We start from the raw sequence: 20,363 nt of genomic DNA, 5'->3' as shown, positions 1-20,363 counted from the left end.
GTGAAGAAAAGCATCTTGCCGGTGATCAAGCCGACGCTGCTGCAATGCAGAAACACATTGGTGCAACGGCCAACGCGCAATGTGCTCCGCAAATTCCTGACAAAGACGTGTCTGCCGCGGTGGCAAAAACACTTGAACCCCACTGGAATCTGTGAGGTTCTTTGGGCTTCACTGGCAACCAACCAAGGCACAGGCTCCTCCATGACAGATACGAAAATCGCCGTTATCGGCGGCTCCGGCATTTATGACATCGACGGGCTGCAGGATGCCGATTGGGTCACCGTGGAAACCCCATGGGGTGCGCCGTCGGATCAAGTTCTGACCGGGACATTGAACGGCGTCGCCATGGTCTTTCTGCCGCGCCATGGCCGTGGCCATGTGCATACGCCGACTTCCGTGCCCTACCGCGCCAATATCGACGCGCTGAAACGGTTGGGCTGCACGGATGTGATCAGCGTCTCAGCCTGCGGGTCGTTCCGCGAAGAGATGGCACCGGGCGATTTCGTGATCGTTGACCAGTTCATTGACCGCACCATGGCGCGGGAGAAATCTTTCTTCGGCCCCGGCTGCGTGGCCCATGTCAGCGTGGCCCACCCCACCTGCCCGCGCTTGGGCGACGCCTGCGAGACTGCGGCACGGGAGGCCGGCATCAACGTGCACCGTGGCGGCACCTATCTGGCGATGGAAGGGCCGCAATTCTCGACGCTGGCCGAATCCAAAATGTACCGCGAAAGCTGGGGCGCGGATGTGATCGGCATGACCAATATGCCCGAGGCTAAGTTGGCGCGGGAAGCTGAGCTTTGTTATGCTTCTGTCGCGATGATCACCGACTATGACAGTTGGCATCCGGATCACGGTGAGGTGGATGTGACCCAGATCATCGCAACGCTGATGGGGAATGCCGACAAGGGCCGCGCCATGGTGTCGCGCCTGCCCGCGCTGCTGGGGGCCGACCGCGCGCCTTGCCCACATGGATGTGACCGGGCGCTGGAATTTGCGATCCTGACCCAGCCTGATGCGCGCGATCCTAAATTGCTGGCAAAGCTGGATGCAGTGGCGGGGCGGATGCTTTGAACGCGGGCGGTGGAGTGTGCGGCTGAGTGCGGACGGTATTTAAGAAAGGATGAAGAAGAGGGAGTTGGGCCCTCTTTCTGATGAGGTGCCAGGCGCAGATGAGGGCTTCGCCTACGGGGCGGCTTGCGCTAAGACGGGTCGGGTTAATTCACGCGGAAGGGCGGCATGAAACAGGTTCAGGACTATATTCGCACGATTGTAGATTTCCCGCATGAGGGAATCATGTTTCGCGACGTGACGACACTTTTTGCCGATCCACGCGGGTTTCGCATGGCGATCGACCAGATGCTGCATCCCTATGCGGGCATCGACATCGATAAGGTTGTGGGCCTTGAGGCCCGCGGTTTTATTTTGGGCGGGGCAATTGCGCATCAGTTGAGTGTGGGTTTTGTGCCTGTTCGCAAGAAGGGCAAGCTGCCGGGCACTGTAATCAGTCAGGAATACAAACTTGAATATGGCGAGGCCATTGTCGAGCTGCATGACGACGCGATCAAGCCGGGAGAGAAAGTTTTGGTTGTCGACGACCTGCTGGCCACAGGGGGCACGGCGGAGGCCGGGATCAAGCTGATTGAGCGTTTGGGCGGTGAGATTGTTTCCTGCGCGTTCATCATCGACTTGCCCGAGCTAGGCGGCCGCAAGCGGTTGGAAGCGCTCGGCAAAGAGGTCCACGCGCTTTGTGCCTTTGATGGGCTTTGAACGGCGTTTAGGCGCGTAGGACGGCGCCGGGGTTCATGATGCCCTTGGGGTCAAGTGCCGCTTTGATGGCGCGCATGGCGGCGAGTTTCGCCGGATCGCCGTAGCGTTCAAGGTCATCGACTTTGATCCGCCCGACGCCGTGTTCAGCGCTGAATGAGCCGCCGAGCTCGTGCACAAGGTCGTGGACCAGGCGTTTGACTGCATCGCGTTGCTCTTCGTAGTCGGCACGCGTTTTTCCCTTTGCGGGGAAGACGTTGTAATGCAGGTTGCCGTCCCCGACATGGCCAAAGCAATTGATCCGGAAATCGTTGAGGGCGGTGAGTGCTTGGGTGGCGCGGGTGATGAACTCAGGGATCGCGCTGAGGGGCACTGAAATGTCGTGGCTGGAGACCGAGCCGATCAGGCGGTTGGCTTCGGGAATTGTCTCGCGAATGGTCCAGAAGTCTTGGGCCTGCTGGGCGTTTTGGGCGATCAGGCCATCTGTGACGAGGGTCGCCTTTAGCGCCGCAGCGAAGAGGCTTTCGAGGGCGGCGTCGGTGTCGATCTCTCCGGGCGTGCCAATCTCGATCAATACACACCACTCGGGGGCTTCCGTGAAAGGCTGACGGATATTGGGGAGGGTTTCGTTAAGAAAATCGAAACCTTGTCGGTGCATCAATTCAAAGGCGCTGATCATTTCGCCCATGTGGTCACGGGCCAGTGAAAGGAGCGATAGCGCGGCGGCGGGGCTGTCGACAACCATGAGGGCGGTGCCACTGCGTGCCGGTCGGGCGTAGAGTTTGAGGGCTGCGGCGGTGATGATGCCGAGCGTACCTTCGGCGCCAATCAGCAGGTGGCGCAGGTCATAGCCAGTATTGTTTTTGCGCAGGCGGGTCAGGCCGTGCCAAATTTGACCGTCAGGCAGGACGGCTTCGAGGCCAAGGCAGAGGTCGCGGGCATTGCCGTAGCGCAGCACCCCGGTGCCGCCTGCGTTGGTCGAGAGCGTGCCGCCAATGCGGGCCGTGCCTTCGGCGGCGAGGGACAGGGGGAAGAGGCGGTTTGTGCTTTCGGCTGCCTGCTGAACGTCGGCGAGGATCACGCCGGCTTCGGCGACCAAAACGTTCTCTTCGGGGAGTACGGCGCGGATGCGGTTCATGCGTTCGAGTGACAGGATCAGCGGAGCAGGTCCATCGCTGCTGACCTGACCACCGACGAGGCCGGTGCCGCCTCCATAAGGCACCACCGGCACGCGGGCCGCATCGGCAGCGCGGATCAGAGTGGAAACCTCCTCTGCGGTGCGTGGCAGGGCCAGCAGACCGCCCTGCCCGGCATAGCGGCCACGGGGCTCTTCGAGGTGGCGCGGTTCGGGCTGGCGCAGTACGTCATCGGAGAGTTGCGCGCGCAGGGTATCGGTGAAGGCGGTGTCGGCGGGGTTCAGTGTCATATGGTCTTGATCCTGTGATAGAGGGAAGGATGCAAGGGCAAAGCGTAGAACCGTTTGGCGGGCATGTGGCTTAGCCGGCGGAGGAGAAGCGGCATTGCTTTTCGAAGGTTAACCGACATCCGTACGTCCGCGCCGATCTTTGCGCAGCGCGGCGTAAAGCACATGAGTGCGCCAACGGCCATCAATCTGTAAGTAGCTCTGTGCCACGCCTTCATATTTAAAGCCGGCCTTTTCCAACAGCCCCCGGGATGCTTGGTTTTCTGGCAGACAGGCAGCTTCGATGCGCGACAGGTCGAGCCGGGTGAAGGCCTGATGCACCGCCGCTTCGATCGCCTCACGCATGTAGCCTTGGCGCGCGAAGGGCTCGCCCGTCCAATAGCCGAGCGTGCCTGATTGCGCAGGGCCGCGGCGGATGTTGTCGAGGGTAATCGCACCAACAAGGTTCTGATCGCTGCGCCGGATCAGGAACAGCGGCATGGCATTACCCGACGATACCGATCGCTGCGCCCAGTAGACGCGGTTGGTGAAGGCCTTGCGGGTGAGGTGATCCTCCGCCCATGTCGGTTCCCACGGGCGGAGGTAATCATTGCTGGCGCGGCGCAGGGCAGACCACGCGCGGAAATCGGCATGGATCGGCGGACGCAGGGTCAGCCGTTCTGTTTCGATCCGCAGTTTGCGTCGCCCCAGCAGCATCAGGCAGCGCGTCTGCTGTGGAGTTCGTCGAGTGTTGGCGCGCCATCTACGGGGCCGTAGAGCGCAAGAGCCGCGGGCGCTTGGATGGCCATGCGTTCGGCGAAGTCGCGCACATCGCCTGTGGTGACGGCGTCAATCTGGGCCACGGTTTCTTCCAGCGGCGGAACGCGGTCCCAGATTTGAATGAGGCGGGCCAGACGTTCGGCGCGGTTCGAGGGGCTTTCCAGCCCCATCAGCAACCCGGCTTTCATCTGGGCACGGGCGCGGGCGACTTCAGCGGGGGACATGTCAGAGGCGGCGCGTTTCATCTCGTCGATGGTGATGTTGGCCAGTTCGGGCAGTTGCTCGGCGCTGGTGCCAGCATAGATCGTGGTCATCCCGGTGTCGGCATATGCGCCAGCTTGGGCGAAAATCGTGTAGCAGAGGCCGCGGTTTTCGCGGATCTCTTGGAACAGGCGCGAGGACATGCCGCCGCCCAAGGCAGAGGCGTAGATTTGGGCGATATAGATGTCATCGGAGCGGTAGCCGGGGCTTTCAAAGCCAAGCGCAAAATGGGCCTGTTCGAGCTTTTTGACCTGCCGAAACTCGCCGCCACCGAAGCGGGCGCTGTCGATCTGGTAGAGCTTTTTCGAAGGCATATCGCCAAAGAGGCTCTCGGCCAGCTTTACGATCTTGTCATGGTTCACCGCCCCGGCGGCAGAGAGGATCATCTGCTCTGGCCCGTAGTGGTCGGCGATGAAGAGTTTCAAATCGTCGCGGGAAAAGGCCGAGACGCGCTCGGATGGCCCGAGGATCGTGCGGCCGATGGGCTGATCGGGATAGGCCTGTTCTTGCAGCCAGTCAAAGATCACATCGTCGGGCGTGTCGAGCGCTTGGCCGATCTCTTGCAAGATCACGCCGCGTTCGACTTCAACTTCGGAGGGGTCCAGCACCGGGTTGCGCAGGATGTCGGCGATCACGTCAAGGCCAAGCGCCACGTCGTTTTCCAGCACGCGCGCGTAATAGGCGGTAACTTCGCGCGAGGTATAGGCGTTGATATAGCCGCCCACGTCTTCGATGGCCTCGGCGATTTGCAGCGAGGAGCGAGTCGCGGTGCCTTTGAATGCCATATGTTCAAGGAAATGCGCGATGCCGTTTTGCTGCGGGGTCTCGTGACGTGCGCCTGCGTTCACCCAAACGCCGATGGCCGAGGAGGCAAGCCCCTCCATATGTTCGGTGACGATCCGGAAGCCGTTGGGCAATGTGGTCTGGTTCAAGCTCACGCGGGGAGGTTTCCTTTGATATGCGCTTTCAGCGCGTCGAGGTCATTGGGCAGCCGGGTGAAACGCTCTTCGCGGTCGAAAAGGTCCGACATGCGGGGCGGCAAGGCTGGGCGGATGCCGGTGGCCGCCTCAACAGCGTCGGGGAATTTGGCCGGGTGCGCGGTGGCGAGGGTAACCATCGGGGTGGCCGGGTCGCGCAATTCGTCCGCGACCTTCACACCGACGGCGGAGTGCGGACAGAGCAGCTCGCCTGTTGTGCTGCGGCGGTCGGTGATGGTGCCGGTGGTTTCTTCCTCCGAGGCGCGGCCCGAGCGGTAGGTGTCTTGCAGCGCCTGCATCGCGCCTTGGGAGACGTCGAAACCGCCCTGCCCTAGCTCGTCCATCAGTTGTGCCACTGCACCCGCGTCACGGTCGTAGGCGTCGAAGAGGGCGCGCTCGAAGTTGGACGACACTTGGATGTCCATCGAGGGGCTGATTGAGGGGGTCACGCCGCCTTTGTGGTAGCCCTGCCCCGAGAGGCAGCGGTGCAGGATATCGTTTTGGTTGGTGGCGACGACCAGATCGGCGATGGGCAGGCCCATGCGCTTGGCGATATAGCCTGCGAAGATGTCGCCGAAGTTGCCGGTGGGCACGGTAAAGCTAATCTCGCGCGCAGGTGCGCCGAGGCTGGTGGCGGCAGTGAAGTAGTAAACCACCTGCGCCAACACCCGGCCCCAGTTGATCGAGTTCACACCCGCCAGCCGCACCGAATCGCGGAAGTTGAAGTCGTTGAACATGTCTTTCAGGCGCGCTTGGCAGTCGTCGAAATCGCCGTCGATGGCGAGGGCGTGGACGTTGGACTCCGATGGCGTCGTCATCTGACGGCGCTGCACGTCTGACACCCGGCCATGTGGGTAGAGGATGAAGACGTCGACGTTATCCAAGCCTTTGAAGGCTTCGATCGCGGCGGAGCCGGTATCGCCCGAGGTCGCGCCGACGATGGTGACGCGTTCGCCTTTGCGGCCCAATGCGGCTTGGAACATCTGGCCGATGAGCTGCATGGCGAAGTCTTTGAACGCCAGTGTGGGGCCGTGGAAGAGTTCCAGCAGAAAGTGGTTCGGGGCGAGTTGCACCATGGGGGCGCGGGCTGTGTGCTCGAACCCGGCGTAAGCGCGTCCGATGATGGCGCGAAATTCTTCGTCGGTGAAGGTGTCGCCGATGAAGGGGCGCATAACGGTGAAGGCGACCTCTTCGTAGCTCTGGCCCTGCATGGCGGTGATTTGCTCGGGCGTCAGTGTCGGGATCGTTTCGGGCACATATAGGCCGCCATCACGGGCAAGGCCGGTCAGCATCGCCTCTTCGAATGTCAGGACAGGGGCGGAGCCACGGGTGGAGATATAGCGCATAGGGTCAGTCGACTTTCGGCGTTGCAGGGGCGCGGCGGCGGCGCAGGAAAAGAACGGTCATCGCCAGCCAGACGGCGGCGAGGGAAAACCAGGTGATCGCATATTGCAAGTGATCGTTGGGAATGCGGGCGGTATCGACGGGCAGCGGGACGATTTTTGGGTCACCCCCCTCGGCCTCGCGGGTGACGACGAGCAGCGGTTCGGTATTGAGGGTTTCGGCCATGCGGGGGACATTGCGGGCGAACCAGATGTTGCGCGCGGTATCGGCCTCGGGTGTGAAACTGTCGACCTCTTGGGGCCATTGCAGGTTGCCAGTGATGCGGGCGGGGCCAGCAGTGTGGATAATGTCTTTGTTCTCGGTCGGCGTGAAGCCCAGATCGACGAGAATGCGGCGCCCGTCTTCCAGCGTCAGAGGAGCAATCACACGGTAGCCCGCGCCCGTTTGCTTTTGGCTGACCAGCACATGCAGCGCCTCGGCCCCGATTTCACCACTTACGGTGACGGGCAGATAGGCATCGACTTCCGGGTCAGGCGACCTGGGCAGGTCCACCGGCGTCGCGGTGATGCGTCCGTTGATGTCAGCGACAATCGCCTCTTTCCACGCCAGCCGTTGTACTTGCCATATCCCGAGCGCAACGAGGATCGCTGCCCCGCCAAGACCGACGATGATGAAGAACAGGCTGCGCCGCATACGAATCTCTCAGGCTGAAACGACAAACGCGCGAAGAAGGCTTCGCGCGTTTGGGTTTTACGGGTGTGGGGCGCGGATGCAACCCCGCCTTATGTTTAGGGTGTGCCCCACATGTAGACAGCGAAGAAGAGGAACAGCCAGACCACATCAACGAAGTGCCAATACCACGCCGCCGCTTCAAAGCCGACGTGGCGTTCGGGGGTGAAGTGACCGCGCATGGCGCGCAGCAGGCAGATGAAGAGGAAGATCGTACCGATGATCACATGGAAGCCGTGAAAGCCTGTCGCCATGAAGAAGCTGGAGAAATACATGTCGCCGCCGAAGGTCCAATCGTCATGGACCAGCAGTTCGTAGTATTCAAATGCCTGCAGCGCTGTGAAGAACACGCCAAGCACCACAGCGATGGCCAGACCCGCGATCAGGTCTTTACGGTTGTTTTCATGCGCCAGCGCGTGGTGCGCCCATGTCACGGCACAGCCCGACAGAAGCAGAACCAGCGTGTTGATCAGCGGCAGGTGGAATGCGTCAACCGCGTGGATCTCAGGTTTGAGATATGTGCTCCCGGCATATTCGTACATCGGGTAAAGGGCCTGTTTGAAAAAGGACCAGAACCACGCGACGAAGAACATCACTTCGGACATGATGAACAGGATAAAGCCATAGCGCAGGCCGATCCGCACCACACCGGTGTGATCGCCCACTTCGCTTTCGGTTACGACCTCGGCCCACCAGGCGAACATCACATAGCAGACGGCAACAAGACCGCCGAGAAAGACAAAAGGCGTAATGCCGTGCATCCACAGCACAGCGCCGGCCAACATGGCAAATCCACCCAACGATCCCAGCAGCGGCCAGGACGAGGGGGCTAGAATATGGTAGTCGTGGTTCTTTGCATGGGCCATGGTTTCGGGTCCCTCACCTTTGTTTAATCAGGTCGTTAATTGGTTGCTGTGGCGCTGTCCTGATCGAGGGCGGCATAGCCTTCGGGCAGGTCAATTTCGTAGAATGTATAGGACAGTGTGATGGTATGTACAAACTTCCCATCACGGTCGTTGACCATTTCTGGATCAACAAAGAAGCTTACCGGCATCTGCACCCGTTCACCCGGTGCAAGCACCTGTTCGGTAAAGCAGAAACAGTCGATCTTCTCAAAGAAGGCCCCGGCGGTGTAGGGGGTTACGTTGTAGCTCGCCTGCCCCGCCACCGGTTTATCGGTAGGATTATAAGCCTCATAGAAGGCCAACCCCGTCTCGCCGATGCGTACTTCCATTTCGCGGACCACAGGTTTGAATTCCCATGGCATGCCGTCGTTCAGGGAGCCATCAAAGCGGACCTTCACCGTTTGGTCGAGAACTTCGCCGCTGGATGCGCTTACCTGTCCCGGCGTGCCGCCGAAGCCGGTGACCCGGCAGAACCAGTCGTAAAACGGCACCGACGCCCAAGCCAAACCGCCCATCAACACCACGACGCTGACGGTTTGCATCACTGTTTTCTGAGGACCGGAAAGCGCCATTACTGGGTCACCTCACGTTGGTTCGCGGGCAGTTCAAAATCTGTCTGCGTAATTTTGACGTATGTCAGCGCCATGATCAGCACCACAAAAGCCGCCAGCATCAAACCGACGCCGATATTGCGACCGCGGCGGCGCTTGTGCAGTTCGTGCTCAGGACGAAAGCTCATGCCCAGCCTCCCAGACCAAAGGCACGCAGGGCGGCTTCGCCCAAGATCGCGCCGAAGTGCAGGAAGAGGTATGCCAGCGACAGGCGGAAGAATTTGCGCTCTTCGGCGTAGTCGTCGGCTTCAGCCATCACCTCATCCCGGTTCCAAATGCGCCATGCGCCCAGCAGGAATGCGGCGTTCAGAACCAAGGCCACGGCGAAATAGAAGATGCCACCGATAGCCGTGAAGGACGTGCCGATCGCCAGAGCGGCCAGCAGAACGGTATAGATCAAGATATGCAGCCGCGTGGCCGGACGGCCGTGGGTCACGGTCAGCATCGGCACTTTGGCGTCGTCATAGTCGGAGCGCATGAATAGGGCCAGCGCCCAGAAATGCGGCGGCGTCCACATGAAGATCAGCGCGAACATCAACCATGCCTCGACCGAGAAGCTACCCGTAGCGGCGACCCAGCCAATCACGGGCGGGAAGGCCCCGGCGGCACCGCCGATAACAATGTTCTGCGGCGTCAAACGCTTGAGCCACATGGTGTAGAAAACCGCATAGAACAGAATGGTGAACAGCAGCATCCCGGCGGCCAGCAGATTCGTCGCCAGCCCCAGCATCATCACCGACAGACCCGACAGCGCGACGCCAAGCGTCAAGGCTTCGCCGGGCTGCACACGGCCCGATGGGATCGGGCGGCCACGGGTGCGCCGCATCACAGCGTCAATGTCTGCGTCCCACCACATGTTCAACGCGCCCGAAGCACCGCCGCCGATGGCGATGAACAAGATGGCGCAGAAGCCGACGATCGGGTTCACAGACACCGGTGCGGCCAGCAGCCCCACAAATGCAGTGAATACAACAAGCGACATCACGCGCGGTTTCAGTAGGGCAAAGTAATCCCCCAACTGCGCATCGTACTCACTTGTTGGCGTATTGGTGATGTCAGTCATCCCGAACCTTCCAGGTTAAAAACGGGGCAGGTTTCCTCCCTGCCCCGCAGAACTGGCTTACTTGGAGGCCACGGTCAGCGGCTGTTCGATACCCGCATATTCCGCCTTAGCCTTACCGAGCCACTCGGCATAGACTTCTTCCGAGACAACCTTCACGGTGATCGGCATATAGGCGTGGGCCTGACCGCAAAGCTCGGAGCACTGACCGTAGTAGACGCCTTCCCGCTCAGCGGTGAACCACAGTTCAGCCAAACGACCGGGCACGCCATCCTGTTTCACGCCGAAGGCGGGGATGGTCCAAGAGTGGATCACGTCGCTTGCGGTAACCTGTACCACGATGGTTTTGCCAACCGGGATCACGACGGATGTGTCAGTGGCCAGCAAGAAGTCTTCGCGGGCATAGCCTTCGTCTTCGAGCTTGGCGACCATCGCGTCATTCAGCACGAAGGGGGTCACATCTTCGTCGCCATCGCCCAGCGTTGCGGGCGCGCCGATCATGTAGCTGTCAAAGGCGATCTCTTCGTCGACATATTCGTAGGTCCAGTACCACTGGTTGCCGATCGCCTTGATGGTGATGTCTGCCTCAGGGATTTCCTGTTGGCGGAACAGGATTGGCAGCGAATAGGCACCAATCAACACAAGGACCAGAATCGGCAGGATGGTCCAGGCGATCTCAATCGGTGTGTGGTGGGTGAAGGACGACGGTGTCGGGTTCCGCTTTTTGTTGTAGCGGATCATGACCCAGATGATCAGGCCGGTCACAAAAACGGTGATCAGCGTGATGATCACGAGAATCAGATAGTCCAAATCGTGGATATCCTGCGCCACCCGCGTCACAGCCGGTTGAAAGCCTGTCTCGCCGTCAACAGGTCTGCCGATGACATCAAGCCCGTCAATGCGCAGGCTGTCCTGTGCCAATGCTGGCAGGGCGGCAAGGCTGGTCAAAAGACCGGAAAGGGGGAGTAGATGTTTCATATGTCGTCCTGATCTTGTGACCATTAAGAAGCCGATTAGACACCCGAACCGCTGCTGCGACCCGGTGCCGTTGTAATCCTGGATGCTTACAATCATATTCTGCTTACAAGATAAAGTCACATGCTTGCGTCATAGGGACGCGCGAGACAGTTTTGTGACAGCAAGCAAGGATACCCCCCAATGAGCAGCGCGCAATTCACCCCGTTTGAGGCCGATCTGGACCGAGAAACCGCTCTGAGCGTGCTCCGCGAGGCCGTAGCCGGTGCCGATGACGGCGAATTATTCCTCGAACGCCGCCGCTCTGAGGCGCTGGTATTTGATGACGGGCGGCTTAAGACTGCGAGCTATGACGCCGCAGAGGGCTTTGGCCTGCGCGCGGTACGTGGCGAGGTGGCGGGCTATGCGCATTCGACCGAACTCAGCGAAGCGTCGCTGCGGCGCGCGGCAGAGACGGCGCGGCTTGCGGTGGGCGATGGCGGTGGCACATGGGCGGACGCCCCGCAGGCAAGCAACGTGCGACTGTACACAGACGAAGACCCGATTGCCGGCCATGCCTTTCCGGTGAAGGTCGACACGCTGCGCGAGATCGACGCCTATGCCCGCAGCCTCGATGCCCGCGTGGTGCAGGTGAGTGCGACGATTGCCGCCAGCATTCAGGAGATTGAGATTCTCCGGCCCGAGGGTCACTCCGTGCGCGACGTGCGCCCCATGACGCGGGTTAATGTTTCTGTCATCGTGGAGCAAGACGGCCGCCGCGAGAGCGGCGGTGTCGGCGGTGGCGGGCGGATTGGACTGGACGGGATGCTGGCCCCTGAGGATTGGCAGGCCAAGGTGCGTGAAGCATTGCGCATCGCCTGCGTCAACCTTGAGGCTATCCCCGCCCCGGCGGGTGTGATGGACGTGGTGCTTGGCCCCGGCTGGCCCGGCATTCTGCTGCATGAGGCCATTGGCCACGGGCTAGAGGGCGATTTTAACCGCAAAGGCTCCAGCGCATTTGCCGGGCTGATGGGTCAACAGATCGCCGCCAAGGGAGTGACCGTGTTGGACGATGGCACGATTCCTGACCGGCGCGGCTCGATCTCGGTCGATGATGAAGGCACCCCCTCGGCGCGCAATGTGCTGATCGAAGATGGCGTGCTGGTGGGCTATATGCAGGATCGCCAGAACGGGCGGCTGATGGGCGGTGCCTCAACCGGGAACGGGCGGCGGCAGTCCTACGCGCATATCCCGATGCCGCGCATGACCAACACCTATATGCTGGGCGGTGACGTGGCGCCGGGTGACATCGTGGCAGATCTCAAAGATGGTATCTATGCCGTCGGTTTTGGCGGCGGTCAGGTCGATATCACCAACGGCAAGTTCGTGTTTTCCTGCACCGAGGCGTATCGCGTGCAGAACGGCAAAGTCGGCGCGCCGGTCAAAGGGGCCACGCTGATCGGCGACGGGGCCACGGCGCTGCAGCAGATTCGCGCCATCGGAAATGACCCAACGCTGGATCCCGGCATGGGCAACTGCGGCAAACAGGGTCAGTGGGTGCCGGTGGGTGTCGGACAACCGACGTTGATGATCGGCGGGCTGACCGTGGGCGGCGCGGCAACCTGACGGCACGCCTGAGTTGAATCGAATGGGTGGAGAAAAGTTCATAGGTTGTTAAGCACTAAATCCTATACCTGATTCTGCAACGGACGGAGCTTCGGGATGACTGACAAGGACCTACATCCTTCTTCCACTCACCCCCCACTCCCACCCACCCAGGAAGATGAACAGGTTGCCCGGCTTCGTCTGTTGCGTTCTCGCAGGGTTGGCATTTCGACCTACCGGCGTTTGCTGGATGAACATGGGTCGGCGATTAATGCGTTGACCGCCCTGCCAGAAGTTGCCCGTGCCGCAGGCATTTCGGACTATCGCATCTGCCCCGAAGGGGTTGTTCAGGCCGAACTTAACGCCGCCCGCGCCGCCGGGGCGCGGCTGCTGGTGCAGGGCCAAGCGCCCTACCCTGACCTATTAAGTGATCTTGACGATGCACCGCCCTTTCTGTGGGTTATCGGTGATCCCGCGCTGCTGACCCGCCCGATGATTTCCCTCGTCGGCGCGCGGAATGCCTCATCGCTTGGCCTGCGCATGGCACGCACCCTCGCGGCAGAGCTGGGGGAGGCCGGGTTTATTGTTGTCTCCGGCCTTGCCCGGGGCATCGACGCCGCAGCGCATGAAGCGGCCCTCACGCGCGGCACCGTCGCTGTCCAGGCAGGTGGGGTCGACACTATATATCCCAGCGAAAATTCCGAACTGGCGGGCCAGATCGCGGCACAGGGGCTGCGGCTGTCAGAGCAACCAATGGGGCTGCAACCGATGGCGCGGCATTTCCCACGACGCAACCGCATCATCTCGGGCCTCAGCCGGGCGACTGTCGTGGTAGAAGCGGCGGCACGGTCTGGCAGCCTGATCACTGCGCGGGATGCGCTGGATCAAGGGCGCGATGTGCTGGCGGTGCCGGGGCACCCGATGGACGCGCGTGCCGCAGGGTGCAACATGCTGATCCGCGACGGTGCTGTGTTGGTTCGCTCCGCCGCCGATGTCTTGGAGATTTTGCCTGAACAGGATCGGCAAAGGGACAACGCGCCTGCCCCAGTGAAACCAGCTTCGGGTCCGACATCTGCGCCGCCGTCTTGCGCAACTCAATCCCGTGACAATACGGGCTCCATCGCGAAACTACACGCACGCATCCTATCTCGGCTTGGCCCTGCACCGATTGCAGAGGATCAGCTGATCCGCGACCTACAAGTGCCCAGCACTGCCGTAGCCCCGGCGCTTCTTGATCTTGAAATGGACGGCCAAATTGAAAGACAGCCCGGTGGATTGCTGAGCCGCACCGCGTAGCTAGAAGAGTGGCCCCTGCGGGCGATGAAACAGCAGCAAACCGCTAACGTCTGAATGCAGCCCATTCCCGCCAGAGACTCGGCTCAAAGCATCCCAGCCATGGCGCCCTTCCAAACCAGCAAGCGCAGCAAACCGCTGCCGCGCAGAACCCTCATAAACAGCAGCCGCATTGACAAACACCCCCGCCATCCCACATGAGACAGCGCAAAGCTGCCCTCATTTTTGATCTAAGGTGCCTGTATTTATGCCCGTCGTCGTTGTCGAATCCCCCGCCAAGGCCAAAACGATCAACAAATATTTGGGCGATAATTATACCGTCCTCGCCTCCTATGGCCACGTCCGAGACCTGCCACCCAAGGATGGGTCAGTCGACACCGACGCTGATTTCGACATGAAATGGGAAGTCGCCAGCGACAGTAAGAAACACGTCAAGGCGATCGCGGACGCGCTGGCCAAAGACAACGCATTGATCCTCGCGACTGACCCCGACCGCGAAGGCGAGGCGATCAGCTGGCACCTGCAAGAGGCGCTGACCAAGCGCAAATCGATCAAGAAGGACACGCCTGTCAGCCGCGTGGTGTTTAACCAGATCACTAAGAAGGCCGTGACCGAGGCGATGGAAAACCCGCGCCAAGTCGATATGCCGTTGGTTGAGGCTTATCTCGCCCGTCGCGCGCTGGACTATCTGGTGGGCTTTAACCTGTCGCCTGTTCTCTGGCGCAAACTTCCCGGCGCGAAATCGGCAGGCCGGGTGCAATCGGTTACCCTGCGCTTGATTGTTGAGCGTGAAATGGAAATCGAAGCCTTCCGCGCCCGCGAGTATTGGTCGGTCAAGGCGCTGCTCGCCACGCCGCGCGGTCAGGAATTTGAAACGCGCCTTGTTTCTCTTGCGGGCAAAAAGCTGGATCGTTTCGATTTGGCCGATGCCACCCAGGCCGAGATGGCGGTGCAGGCGATCACCAGCCGCGCGCTGAAAGTCATGAACGTTGAGGCCAAACCGGCCAGCCGCAACCCCTCGGCACCCTTCATGACGTCGACCCTGCAGCAAGAAGCAAGCAGGAAGTTTTCGATGGGCGCACGGCAGACGATGTCAACGGCGCAGCGCCTTTATGAAGCCGGTCACATCACCTACATGCGGACCGACGGCATCGACATGGCCCCCGAAGCGGTGACAATGGCGCGCGATGCGATCGCCGACCGTTTTGGCGCTGACTATGTGCCGAAAGAACCGCGCATCTATAAAAACAAGGCGAAGAACGCTCAGGAAGCGCACGAATGTATCCGCCCGACGGATATGACCAAAGACGCAAAGACGCTGAAGCTCGACGCGGATCAGGCGAAACTTTACGATCTGATCTGGAAACGTACCCTCGCCTGTCAGATGGAAAGCGCGCGCCTTGAGCGCACCACGGTTGAAGTCGGGAGCGAAGATGGTCAGGTCGGCCTGCGTGCCAATGGTCAGGTTGTGCTGTTTGACGGTTTCCTGCGCGTTTACGAAGAGGGCCGCGATGATGTGGTCGACGAAGACGACAAGCGCCTGCCCCAGATCAACAATGGCGATGCGATGGACAAGCGCAGCGTCACGCCAGAGCAGCACTTCACCCAGCCGCCGCCGCGCTACACCGAAGCGACATTGGTCAAGCGCATGGAAGAGTTGGGCATTGGCCGCCCCTCAACCTACGCCAGCATTGTCACCACAATTCAAGACCGCGAATATGTCCGCAAGGATGGCAACCGCCTGATCCCAGAGGATAAGGGCCGTTTGGTCACCGCCTTCCTTGAGAACTACTTCCGCCGCTACGTCGGGTATGATTTCACCGCTGATCTGGAAGACCAGCTTGATAAGGTCAGCGCAGGCGATGCGGCTTATAAAGAAGTGCTGCGTCGCTTCTGGCGCGACTTCTCGGCGGCGATTGCCGAAACATCCGAGTTGCGGATCACGGAAGTTCTGGAAAAGATTAACGAGATTTTGGAGCCGCATCTTTTCCCGCCCACGGAAGATGGCAGCGATCCGCGCCTTTGCCCGAACTGTGAGGTTGGTCGCCTGTCGATGCGCACCGCGCGGTCGGGCGGGGCATTTATCGGCTGCTCAAACTACCCCGAATGCCGCTACACCCGCCCCTTCGGCCCGCCGGACCCAGAGGCTGAAGCCTCGGCTATTCCGCCTGATGGAAAGCTCTTGGGCGAAGATCAGGCGGACGAAATCCGCGTCTTCAAGGGCCGTTTTGGCCCCTATGTGCAGCGCGGCCCAGTGACCGAAGAAAACAAAAAGCCCCCGCGCCAATCGATCCCAAAGGATTGGCCCGCCGAAGAACTGACGCTGGAACAAGCTGTTATGCTGCTGTCCCTGCCCCGCCAGATCGGCCCGCATCCAGAAGATGGCGTGATGGTCTGGTCGAACATCGGGCGTTATGGTCCGTATATCAAACACGCCGAGAGCACCTCGGACCGGGGCGGCACCAATGCCAACCTTGAAGGGATCGACGAGGTCTTTACCGTGGGCATGAACCGCGCGGTGCAACTGCTGGCCGAAAAAGTCGCCAGCCGTGGCGGGCGTGGTAAGGCCGCCAAGCCGATCCGTGAGATGGGTGAACACCCAGATATGGGCGGCGCGGTGAATATCATGGAAGGCAAATACGGGCCTTATGTGAAGTGGGAAAAGGTCAACGCGACGATCCCGAAAGAGGTTGAGCCGGCGGACCTGACCATGGAACGCGCGGTGGAGTTAATCGAGGAAAAGCTCGCTAAATCTCCGGCCAAACGCAAAGCGGCAACCAAGAAGAAAGCGCCTGCAAAGAAGCCTGCGGCCAAGACCGCTACCAAGAAACCCGCAGCGAAAAAAACGGCTGCTAAGAAGCCGGCTGCAAAGAAACCGGCGGCTAAAAAGACCGGCGGCGCGTAACCAATCGCGCCCGCACTGCAGCGGCCGCGCCGGATCGGCGCGGTTCCGCCTGTGGCGCACCGTCACATCCAGCATCATGAATATGTGATTTGCCATTTACCTTCGATTTTCGGATCAGGGGCAGACGGCAAGACCAGTATGAAAGGCAGATATATGTCAGGCATTAAATTTACCCGACGCGGCGTGATCGCCGCCAGCGGTGCGGCGTTGATGACCCCGCAGATCCTGCGCGCGCAGGAATTCGGCCAATCGGCCCGCGAATTCTCCAACGAAGCCCCGGTTTCGCGCAATTCGTCAAGCTTTGCGACGCAGCGTTGGCAGGACCATTTCGACAGCCTCGGCCAAGGGGCGATTGTCGCTGACACCATCAGCCGCGCCTTGCATTACTGGAGCGCCGACGGCCAGATTTACAAAGTCTACCCGACCTCCGTGCCTGCCACCGAAGAGCTGACCAAACGCGGCTATACCGAGATTGTGCGCAAGAAAGAGGGGCCAGACTGGACCCCGACCGCGTCGATGATGGAGCGTTTCCCGCATTACAAATACATGCCGCCGGGCCCCGATAACCCATTGGGCACCCACGCGATGTACCTCAGCTGGCCTGCCTATATCATCCACGGCACCCACGACACGCGCAAGATCGGGCGTCGGTCCTCGGACGGCTGCATCGGGCTGTATAACGAGAAGATCGAAGAGCTTTTCGGCATGTGCCCTGTCGGCACACAGGTCCGCGTAATCTAACCGTTCCCACGGCGGCCTTCCCTTGCGTAGCTCCACGTAATTGACACTGCAGCAGCGCAGCGTCACATATGGCGCGACGAAACCAAGGGGAGGTCGCCGTGAACAAAATATATGGATCCGCCGCTGAGGCACTGGAAGGTGTCTTGTCGGATGGCATGCTGATCGCCGCAGGGGGCTTTGGCCTTTGTGGCATTCCTGAATTGCTGTTGCAGGCGATCAAGGACAACGGGGCCAAAGACCTCACCTTTGCTTCCAACAACGCGGGCGTCGATGATTTCGGCATCGGCATTCTGCTGCAATCGCGGCAGGTTAAAAAGATGATCTCCTCTTATGTCGGCGAGAACGCCGAGTTCATGCGCCAGTATTTGAGCGGCGAGTTGGAGCTTGAGTTCAATCCACAAGGCACATTGGCCGAGCGTATGCGCGCGGGCGGTTCGGGCATCCCCGGTTTCTATACCAAGACCGGCGTTGGCACCCAGATCGCTGAGGGCAAAGAAGTAAAGCAGTTCAACGGCGAGGATTACATTCTCGAAGAGGGCATCTTTGCCGATCTGTCGATCGTGAAGGCATGGAAAGCTGACGACACCGGCAACCTCGTGTTTCGCAAGACCGCGCGCAACTTCAACCCGCCTGCGGCTATGTGTGGTAAGATTTGCATCGTGGAGGTTGAAGAGATCGTCCCGCGTGGCAGCCTTGACCCCGATAAAATCCACCTGCCAGGCATTTACGTGCATCGCATCATCCAAGGCGACCACGAGAAACGCATCGAAAAGGTTACGACACGCAAGCGGGAGGAAGCATAATGCCCTGGGATAGAGATCAGATGGCGGCGCGGGCCGCAGAGGAACTCGAAGACGGCATGTATGTGAACCTCGGCATCGGGATTCCGACGCTGGTGGCGAACTACGTCGGCGACAAGGACATTACCTTGCAGTCGGAAAACGGCATGTTGGGCATGGGCCCTTTCCCCTATGAGGGCGAAGAAGACCCCGACCTGATCAACGCAGGCAAACAGACCATCACTGAGCTGAGCCGCACGGCCTATTTCGACAGCGCCATGTCATTTGGCATGATCCGCGGTGGTAAGATCGCCGCGGCGATCCTTGGTGCCATGGAAGTGGCCGAGAACGGCGATCTGGCGAACTGGATGATCCCCGGCAAGCTGGTCAAAGGCATGGGCGGCGCGATGGACCTTGTTGCCGGTGTGCGCAAAGTGATCGTTGTCATGGATCACCAAAACAAAGCCGGTGAGTCCAAATTGCTGAAAGAATGCACCCTGCCACTGACCGGCAAGGGCGTGGTTGACCGCATCATCACCAACCTTGGTGTGCTTGACGTGGTCGAAGGTGGATTGCGCATCGTCGAATGTGCCGATGGCGTGACCGAGGATGAGTTACGCGCCGCCACGGACGCCACCATCATTTAAACAAAGCCCCCGGCGGCATCCGCCGGGGCGCCACTGCGACGTTAGTTCATCGCCGCGAAAACACACCCATCGCTGATCAACTCCGGCGGTGTCAGGCAAAGCCCCTGCGCCACTTGGAAGGCTGCCAAGACCTTTGGCACATAGTCCCGCGTTTCAGCAAAGGGCGGCACGCCCGCATGTTTGCGCACCGAGCCCTCGCCCGCGTTATAGCCCGCAAGCACAAGAATCGGATCACGGTCGAACTCTCCCATCAGCCAATCGAGGTATTTGACGCCGCCCAAGATGTTCTGCGCTGCGATCATGCTATCGCCTACGCCGAAACGTGCAGCGGTATCGGGCATGAGTTGCATCAACCCCGCAGCCCCTGCCCGGCTCACTGCATCGGTGCGCCCAGCCGATTCGACGCTGATCACCGCCAACACGAGGGCCGGAGAAACTTTCGTGCCGACTGTCGCACGCAAAATGTCCACACCGTTGCTGCGAGCGATGTCTTGTAGATGTTGCAAACGCGGCGCGGGCACTTTGCCAGTGGAAAGCACGGCCATGGCAGGTGCCAGCCGTCCTGCCCCGCCCAAATCAGCTGCGGGAGAGACTTTATCCCAGAACCAATCAAACTGCCCTGCGTTCAAAGGCGCGATGGCACCTGAAGGCGTGGCCGCCACGGCTGGACCGGTCTCAACCTTGGCAGCGGCGGCGGCACGGGCAGCCGGGTCGATCTGTACGGTGATGCGCTTGGCCCCCTTTTTGGGCGGCGCGACCCGTTTGGCCGAGAATTCGGGAAAAGGAGTAAGCCCCTCTGCCCAAGTGGCGGGGGCCGAAAGGGCCATGATCAGCCAAAGTGCCAATAAACGATACATGCCTGCTCTACCTTGCGTCTGACGCGCCTTTGGCTGGCAATATCTCATGAAAAGGGGAATCGGGCCAGCGATTGAGACGGGGATCGTGGCGATTTCGCCGCAATTGCGCTGAGAACCCGGGAAAACACGCTAAAAAGCGACCTCAAAACGCCTTTAGACTCAATAAAAACAGGACGTTGAAACCTTTTTAAAAGAAAAACATGCCAGAACGGTAAAAGTCACATTTGCTGCCAAATTCGCGCCCCAATCGCAGGGCTATATAGGGTCATACCAAGTCGGACAGCCTCAATGAGAGAACGAGGCAAACCGGACGGCGAGGTTAAAACCTTTACTCAGTGATCCTTGGAGGGACATGACATGATGAACTTTATCAAAAACTTCCGCAAAGACGAAGACGGTGCCGTGACAGTTGACTGGGTCGTTCTGACCGCTGCGATCGTTGGCCTGGCTGTTGTTGCTTTCGGCACGATCAAAGAAAATACGACGGCTTTGACCGACGATATTGCTACCGCAATTGGTGGGGTAACCGTGGAAGAACCCACAACCACTCAATAAAGGCTAAGACCTTACAGCAATAGAGAACTTCAGTTGAGGGGCTGTCTTCGTCCGGAAGGCAGCCCTTTTTGGTACTCCCTTACCGTCATATCTAAGGTCAACGGAAATACATATGCGCAGATTTTTTCGGAATTTCGCACTGAACCAAAGTGGCGCGATTAGCGTCGACTGGGTCGTTTTAACGGCGTTTC

Annotated in this window: 20 protein-coding genes; 9 read left to right on the top strand and 11 right to left on the bottom strand. The window is 60.1% G+C overall.

Annotated features, from left to right (window positions below; translation table 11 throughout):
* Positions 1-201 precede the first annotated feature (201 nt).
* Complete coding sequence (locus WNY61_RS11590; RefSeq protein WP_342851595.1) at positions 202-1,074, top strand: S-methyl-5'-thioadenosine phosphorylase; 873 nt, start codon at positions 202-204, stop codon at positions 1,072-1,074.
* Between the two features lie 165 nt (positions 1,075-1,239).
* Positions 1,240-1,770 (top strand): adenine phosphoribosyltransferase, encoded by a 531-nt coding sequence (locus tag WNY61_RS11585; protein WP_342851594.1) that lies wholly within the window; start codon positions 1,240-1,242, stop codon positions 1,768-1,770.
* 7 nt (positions 1,771-1,777) lie between these two features.
* Here WNY61_RS11585 and WNY61_RS11580 read toward each other — a convergent pair whose 3' ends face one another.
* From WNY61_RS11580 to coxB, 10 genes are all read right to left on the bottom strand, one after another.
* Entirely contained in the window at positions 1,778-3,193 is a 1,416-nt protein-coding gene (locus WNY61_RS11580; protein WP_342851593.1) for an FAD-binding oxidoreductase, read from the bottom strand.
* A 108-nt stretch (positions 3,194-3,301) separates the two neighbouring features.
* A complete protein-coding gene (locus tag WNY61_RS11575; RefSeq protein WP_342851592.1) occupies positions 3,302-3,886 on the bottom strand; it encodes a GNAT family protein in 585 nt (194 codons plus the stop codon).
* The gene (locus WNY61_RS11570) at positions 3,886-5,148 is read right to left on the bottom strand and encodes a pitrilysin family protein (RefSeq protein ID WP_342851591.1); all 1,263 of its coding nucleotides are present in this window, start codon (positions 5,146-5,148) and stop codon (positions 3,886-3,888) included. The genes WNY61_RS11575 and WNY61_RS11570 overlap by 1 nt, the downstream gene beginning before the upstream one ends.
* The gene (thrC, locus tag WNY61_RS11565) at positions 5,145-6,533 is read right to left on the bottom strand and encodes a threonine synthase (RefSeq protein WP_342851590.1); all 1,389 of its coding nucleotides are present in this window, start codon (positions 6,531-6,533) and stop codon (positions 5,145-5,147) included. The genes WNY61_RS11570 and thrC overlap by 4 nt, the downstream gene beginning before the upstream one ends.
* 4 nt (positions 6,534-6,537) lie before the next feature.
* On the bottom strand, positions 6,538-7,224 hold the full coding sequence (locus WNY61_RS11560) for an SURF1 family protein (RefSeq protein ID WP_342851589.1): 687 nt from the start codon (positions 7,222-7,224) through the stop codon (positions 6,538-6,540).
* A 95-nt stretch (positions 7,225-7,319) separates the two neighbouring features.
* Entirely contained in the window at positions 7,320-8,126 is an 807-nt protein-coding gene (locus WNY61_RS11555; RefSeq protein ID WP_342851588.1) for a cytochrome c oxidase subunit 3, read from the bottom strand.
* A gap of 35 nt (positions 8,127-8,161) precedes the next feature.
* Complete coding sequence (locus WNY61_RS11550) at positions 8,162-8,737, bottom strand: cytochrome c oxidase assembly protein (protein ID WP_007119154.1); 576 nt, start codon at positions 8,735-8,737, stop codon at positions 8,162-8,164.
* Positions 8,737-8,904, bottom strand: a complete 168-nt coding sequence (locus WNY61_RS11545) for a hypothetical protein (RefSeq protein ID WP_007119153.1) — start codon at positions 8,902-8,904, stop codon at positions 8,737-8,739. Before WNY61_RS11545 ends, WNY61_RS11550 begins: the two co-directional genes overlap by 1 nt.
* Complete coding sequence (gene cyoE / locus WNY61_RS11540) at positions 8,901-9,839, bottom strand: heme o synthase (RefSeq protein ID WP_342851587.1); 939 nt, start codon at positions 9,837-9,839, stop codon at positions 8,901-8,903. Before cyoE ends, WNY61_RS11545 begins: the two co-directional genes overlap by 4 nt.
* Positions 9,840-9,896: 57 nt before the next feature.
* Positions 9,897-10,814, bottom strand: coding sequence for a cytochrome c oxidase subunit II (gene coxB, locus WNY61_RS11535; RefSeq protein ID WP_342851586.1), 918 nt, complete (start codon positions 10,812-10,814; stop codon positions 9,897-9,899).
* A gap of 180 nt (positions 10,815-10,994) precedes the next feature.
* Between coxB and tldD the strand changes: the two genes are divergently transcribed.
* The 6 genes from tldD (at position 10,995) to WNY61_RS11505 (ending at position 18,760) form a co-directional block, all read left to right on the top strand.
* Entirely contained in the window at positions 10,995-12,416 is a 1,422-nt protein-coding gene (tldD, locus tag WNY61_RS11530; protein WP_342851585.1) for a metalloprotease TldD, read from the top strand.
* A gap of 96 nt (positions 12,417-12,512) precedes the next feature.
* Positions 12,513-13,691: a DNA-processing protein DprA gene (gene dprA, locus WNY61_RS11525; RefSeq protein ID WP_342851584.1), complete on the top strand. Its 1,179-nt coding sequence runs from the start codon at positions 12,513-12,515 to the stop codon at positions 13,689-13,691.
* 244 nt (positions 13,692-13,935) lie between these two features.
* Entirely contained in the window at positions 13,936-16,593 is a 2,658-nt protein-coding gene (gene topA / locus WNY61_RS11520; RefSeq protein WP_342851583.1) for a type I DNA topoisomerase, read from the top strand.
* A gap of 153 nt (positions 16,594-16,746) precedes the next feature.
* Positions 16,747-17,334 carry a L,D-transpeptidase gene (locus WNY61_RS11515; RefSeq protein ID WP_342851582.1) on the top strand — a complete coding sequence of 196 codons (588 nt, stop codon included), beginning with the start codon at positions 16,747-16,749 and terminating at the stop codon, positions 17,332-17,334.
* Positions 17,335-17,432: 98 nt separating this feature from the next.
* A complete protein-coding gene (locus WNY61_RS11510) occupies positions 17,433-18,137 on the top strand; it encodes a CoA transferase subunit A (RefSeq protein WP_342851581.1) in 705 nt (234 codons plus the stop codon).
* On the top strand, positions 18,137-18,760 hold the full coding sequence (locus WNY61_RS11505) for a CoA transferase subunit B (protein ID WP_342851580.1): 624 nt from the start codon (positions 18,137-18,139) through the stop codon (positions 18,758-18,760). The genes WNY61_RS11510 and WNY61_RS11505 overlap by 1 nt, the downstream gene beginning before the upstream one ends.
* Positions 18,761-18,801: 41 nt before the next feature.
* Here the strand turns inward: WNY61_RS11505 and WNY61_RS11500 are convergent, their stop codons facing one another.
* On the bottom strand, positions 18,802-19,617 hold the full coding sequence (locus WNY61_RS11500) for a lytic transglycosylase domain-containing protein (protein ID WP_342851579.1): 816 nt from the start codon (positions 19,615-19,617) through the stop codon (positions 18,802-18,804).
* A gap of 357 nt (positions 19,618-19,974) precedes the next feature.
* Between WNY61_RS11500 and WNY61_RS11495 the strand changes: the two genes are divergently transcribed.
* On the top strand, positions 19,975-20,172 hold the full coding sequence (locus tag WNY61_RS11495) for a hypothetical protein (protein ID WP_342851578.1): 198 nt from the start codon (positions 19,975-19,977) through the stop codon (positions 20,170-20,172).
* Positions 20,173-20,363 lie beyond the last annotated feature (191 nt).

Source organism: Sulfitobacter sp. AS92 (assembly GCF_038900015.1).
GTDB lineage: Bacteria > Pseudomonadota > Alphaproteobacteria > Rhodobacterales > Rhodobacteraceae > Sulfitobacter.
The sequence above is the reverse complement of the archived record's forward strand: the minus strand, read 5'-3'. Positions and strand labels throughout refer to the sequence as shown.

What these genes read in the sequence shown, in the direction of transcription:
- WNY61_RS11560 (WP_342851589.1), bottom strand. Translation starts at nt 7,224, where the DNA reads ATGCGGCGCAGCCTGTTCTTCATCATCGTCGGTCTTGGCGGGGCAGCG.
- WNY61_RS11505 (WP_342851580.1), top strand. Translation starts at nt 18,137, where the DNA reads ATGCCCTGGGATAGAGATCAGATGGCGGCGCGGGCCGCAGAGGAACTC.
- WNY61_RS11495 (WP_342851578.1), top strand. Translation starts at nt 19,975, where the DNA reads ATGATGAACTTTATCAAAAACTTCCGCAAAGACGAAGACGGTGCCGTG.
- WNY61_RS11555 (WP_342851588.1), bottom strand. Translation starts at nt 8,126, where the DNA reads ATGGCCCATGCAAAGAACCACGACTACCATATTCTAGCCCCCTCGTCC.
- dprA (WP_342851584.1), top strand. Translation starts at nt 12,513, where the DNA reads ATGACTGACAAGGACCTACATCCTTCTTCCACTCACCCCCCACTCCCA.
- thrC (WP_342851590.1), bottom strand. Translation starts at nt 6,533, where the DNA reads ATGCGCTATATCTCCACCCGTGGCTCCGCCCCTGTCCTGACATTCGAA.
- WNY61_RS11580 (WP_342851593.1), bottom strand. Translation starts at nt 3,193, where the DNA reads ATGACACTGAACCCCGCCGACACCGCCTTCACCGATACCCTGCGCGCG.
- cyoE (WP_342851587.1), bottom strand. Translation starts at nt 9,839, where the DNA reads ATGACTGACATCACCAATACGCCAACAAGTGAGTACGATGCGCAGTTG.
- topA (WP_342851583.1), top strand. Translation starts at nt 13,936, where the DNA reads ATGCCCGTCGTCGTTGTCGAATCCCCCGCCAAGGCCAAAACGATCAAC.
- coxB (WP_342851586.1), bottom strand. Translation starts at nt 10,814, where the DNA reads ATGAAACATCTACTCCCCCTTTCCGGTCTTTTGACCAGCCTTGCCGCC.
- WNY61_RS11545 (WP_007119153.1), bottom strand. Translation starts at nt 8,904, where the DNA reads ATGAGCTTTCGTCCTGAGCACGAACTGCACAAGCGCCGCCGCGGTCGC.
- WNY61_RS11550 (WP_007119154.1), bottom strand. Translation starts at nt 8,737, where the DNA reads ATGGCGCTTTCCGGTCCTCAGAAAACAGTGATGCAAACCGTCAGCGTC.
- tldD (WP_342851585.1), top strand. Translation starts at nt 10,995, where the DNA reads ATGAGCAGCGCGCAATTCACCCCGTTTGAGGCCGATCTGGACCGAGAA.
- WNY61_RS11585 (WP_342851594.1), top strand. Translation starts at nt 1,240, where the DNA reads ATGAAACAGGTTCAGGACTATATTCGCACGATTGTAGATTTCCCGCAT.
- WNY61_RS11575 (WP_342851592.1), bottom strand. Translation starts at nt 3,886, where the DNA reads ATGCTGCTGGGGCGACGCAAACTGCGGATCGAAACAGAACGGCTGACC.
- WNY61_RS11590 (WP_342851595.1), top strand. Translation starts at nt 202, where the DNA reads ATGACAGATACGAAAATCGCCGTTATCGGCGGCTCCGGCATTTATGAC.
- WNY61_RS11515 (WP_342851582.1), top strand. Translation starts at nt 16,747, where the DNA reads ATGTCAGGCATTAAATTTACCCGACGCGGCGTGATCGCCGCCAGCGGT.
- WNY61_RS11500 (WP_342851579.1), bottom strand. Translation starts at nt 19,617, where the DNA reads ATGTATCGTTTATTGGCACTTTGGCTGATCATGGCCCTTTCGGCCCCC.